This window comes from Acinetobacter sp. YH12072, assembly GCF_013419565.1.
Classification (GTDB): Bacteria; Pseudomonadota; Gammaproteobacteria; order Pseudomonadales; family Moraxellaceae; genus Acinetobacter.
Genome location: NZ_VOZV01000082.1, coordinates 1 through 3007, shown reverse-complemented (window position 1 = coordinate 3007; position 3007 = coordinate 1). Strand labels below are relative to the sequence as shown.

The 3007-nt window shown below is 33.9% G+C and carries 3 protein-coding genes; all 3 read right to left on the bottom strand.

Annotated elements, in window-relative coordinates; genetic code table 11:
* Positions 1-106: 106 nt before the first annotated feature.
* Positions 107-652 carry a hypothetical protein gene (locus tag FTU19_RS16060; RefSeq protein WP_154320201.1) on the bottom strand — a complete coding sequence of 182 codons (546 nt, stop codon included), beginning with the start codon at positions 650-652 and terminating at the stop codon, positions 107-109.
* 505 nt (positions 653-1157) lie between these two features.
* Positions 1158-1724, bottom strand: coding sequence for a recombinase family protein (locus tag FTU19_RS16055; RefSeq protein WP_000678311.1), 567 nt, complete (start codon positions 1722-1724; stop codon positions 1158-1160).
* 270 nt (positions 1725-1994) lie between these two features.
* Positions 1995-2690 carry a hypothetical protein gene (locus FTU19_RS16050; protein ID WP_180131907.1) on the bottom strand — a complete coding sequence of 232 codons (696 nt, stop codon included), beginning with the start codon at positions 2688-2690 and terminating at the stop codon, positions 1995-1997.
* Positions 2691-3007: the final 317 nt, after the last annotated feature.

Genomic DNA, 3007 nt, shown 5'->3' with positions numbered 1-3007 from the left:
CCAGGCCTCAGCATTTTATTATGGTGATCCCCTGGGCGAAATGCGCCTGGTAAGCAGAGTTTTTGAAATGTAAGGCCTTTGAATAAGACAAAAGGCTGCCTCATCGCTAACTTTGCAACAGTGCCCTATTTTCTACTTCATTAATGCTTGCTGCTTGAAGATTTGGATAAGCCTGTCTTAAGCTAGCATCATTGTCTTTAAGCATCTGTACCAATTGAGTCTTGGTATATTGTGCGCCTGTTCTAAATTCTATCGGTAAGCTTAATACACCACTGAATGGAACGGCTGAACTATTTTTGATACTTAAGTTTCGATTTACTACCTTTTCTTGACCAGTCAAATACACAACCAATTTGAAATTTACACCATTTTCTAAAAATACACCCGCAAGTCTTTGACGGTATTTATTTTCTAACTGAGGTAACACTTGATCCAGTGAGTTTTGAATGATTAATCTTCTAAGTGCCTCACTATATAAGACCTTGTGTTCCTTGGCATAGTGTTCCGCATCTTGGTTGAATGCATTTTTAGACAGAACTTTTTCTACACCATTGGCATTCGATTGCATGGATAAGCATAAGCCTATTCCAACAGTAATGATTTTTAAGCAACATAATCGCTTTTGATGATCTTTAATTTTATTTATTCTCATGATTTTTCCTTGATCTAATTAAATTTTCAAAAAATACATCTACTTTGTGGTGCTATAGCTAAAGGCTATAGAATGTAAATATTTCTGTAAAACACCATTTTATAAAGTTTTGTACTGCTAACTTAAGTAATTAGCTATATTTGCTTATACAACATCAAGTATTAGTATAAATTTTATTTAAATAATATCGAGCTATTTTGAAATTTTTGTGACTATTTTTTTACACTTTTAGGGCACTCATCTTTCTAGGATAAATGTATTAATTATTAAAGAATGGTTATAGATTAAGTGAATCATTTCTAAGAGATTCTAAAATTAACATAATACACCTTATACGTAATGTTTGATATTTCTCTTTAAATATCATTATATTAAAGCAAGCCGTTCTGGAATATAGGGCACCAGAGCGGCTTTTTATTGATTATTCATGTTCCACGCTTAAAATTCGAACAGTGTTTCATGATTTTTATAAGTTAAACTAAATTTAGTTGCTAATCCCAATAAGCTATTCACTAACTTGTAAATATCGGTATACCGCCTGACGACTAATCCCAAAAGCTTTCCCTAATGCCATTTTCGATGGATACTTCCCCTCCTTCCATGCTTGTCGTAAAGCTTCAGCTTGGTCAGGCTTTAGTTTATGCACCCGACCTTTGTACTTCCCCTGAGCAGAGGCGAGTTTTATTCCTTCCTTTTGCCGCTCTAAAATGATCTCACGTTCGAACTGTGCAAAAGCACCCATCATTTGAAGCATCAAATTATCCATCGGGGTGGATTCGGCTGTAAAAGTAATATTTTCTTTTACAAACTGGATGGCGATCCCTCGTTTGACCAGTTTATCTACTTCAGTGACCAAATCTTTTAGGCTTCGCGCAAAACGATCCATTGAATGTACAATCACCCTGTCCCCTTCCCGGACATAGTTCAACATTTCCTGAAATTTAGGTCGGTCAGTATTTTTACCTGAAGCACGGTCAACAAAAATCCGGTCGACCTCAATTCCTTCAAGTTGACGTCCAGTGTTTTGCTCGACAGAACTTACCCGGACATACCCTACTTTTTGGCCTTTCACTTTTTCACGCCCCAATTGGATAAAAATGAACAATTTCGTAAATTATAATTCTTTAACACTAAAGTTACATGTTACTTATGATTAAAAATCATTTAAATGATACATAATTTCATGAACTTTCAGATTGTAACTTTAGGGTATACTCTAAGTATACAAAATATATATGTGCAATTTTAATTTGTTCGTCATGAAATACATAAAATGTCATAGATAAAAAAATCCGGTTCAAAAAACCGGATTCTTATGTTGTTCATTTCATATTATGAAAGCTTAAATTAATAAAGACTGTACTTCTAATTGCTGACCATCATATAACTTGTCAGAAAAGTCTTTAATGAACTCATGCCGTCTACTTTCAGCAAAGAATTTAACGCCTACTAAACGTACATTTTCATCACTTTCAACCATAATAAGGTTGGGATCATTTATTTTTTCTAGCATGTTTTCTTTCCATGCATCTTGTATCAAACGATCATCGCCTTTTGGTTCTAAAAAGACCTGATAATAAATATCATCATTGGCCTTATCCTTCATCAACATAATGAAATCAGGCATAAAACCTCGGACACCATTAAATTCGGTTAATTTAAAGCGTGTAGTTTTCTCATCATTACGAATAATGTAAATATCATCATATTTAGTATTCAGTTTCTGCATAAACTGTTCTAGCAGCTTAATAAGCTTATGTTCTAACTGATTCAGGATAGCCTGATCATAGACATACCATTTTTTCCCAATGGTACTCTCTGATGTGATTCTTTGATTGATCATCATATTTGGATCAACATGAACAGTATAATCAGTAATTACATCTTTTAACGGTTTACTAATAAAACGGTATGTGCCTCTGTATTTCTGATAGTTACGACGAATGTTCTCAGAAATCCTTGTCAAAACTGTTTCCAGAAGTTGTAATTTCTCCCGAGGAGGAAGATCACTTAGATTGAGCTTACTAGGTAAGTTCACATTAATTGTTAATCCACCTAAGTATTGAGAATCAGATAAAAACTCATCAAGACTACTTAAATCAGGGAAATAGTGTTTTAGATTACTAAATTCAAAGAACCTAATTTTCTGTAAAGCTTTAAACCAATAACGCTGATCTAGCTGTAAAGTCTGCGTATGTAATACAGTGTTTTGATTGCCAGTTAGATTATCGGTGGTGTTTCAAAAAGTATGCTGAAACAAAGCAGGTTGAATTTTGATAAAATAGAGAAATGCGAATAACTCTAGAAATCAAATGTCCAACCTGCCTCAGTGACAGTATAAAGAAAAATGGCATC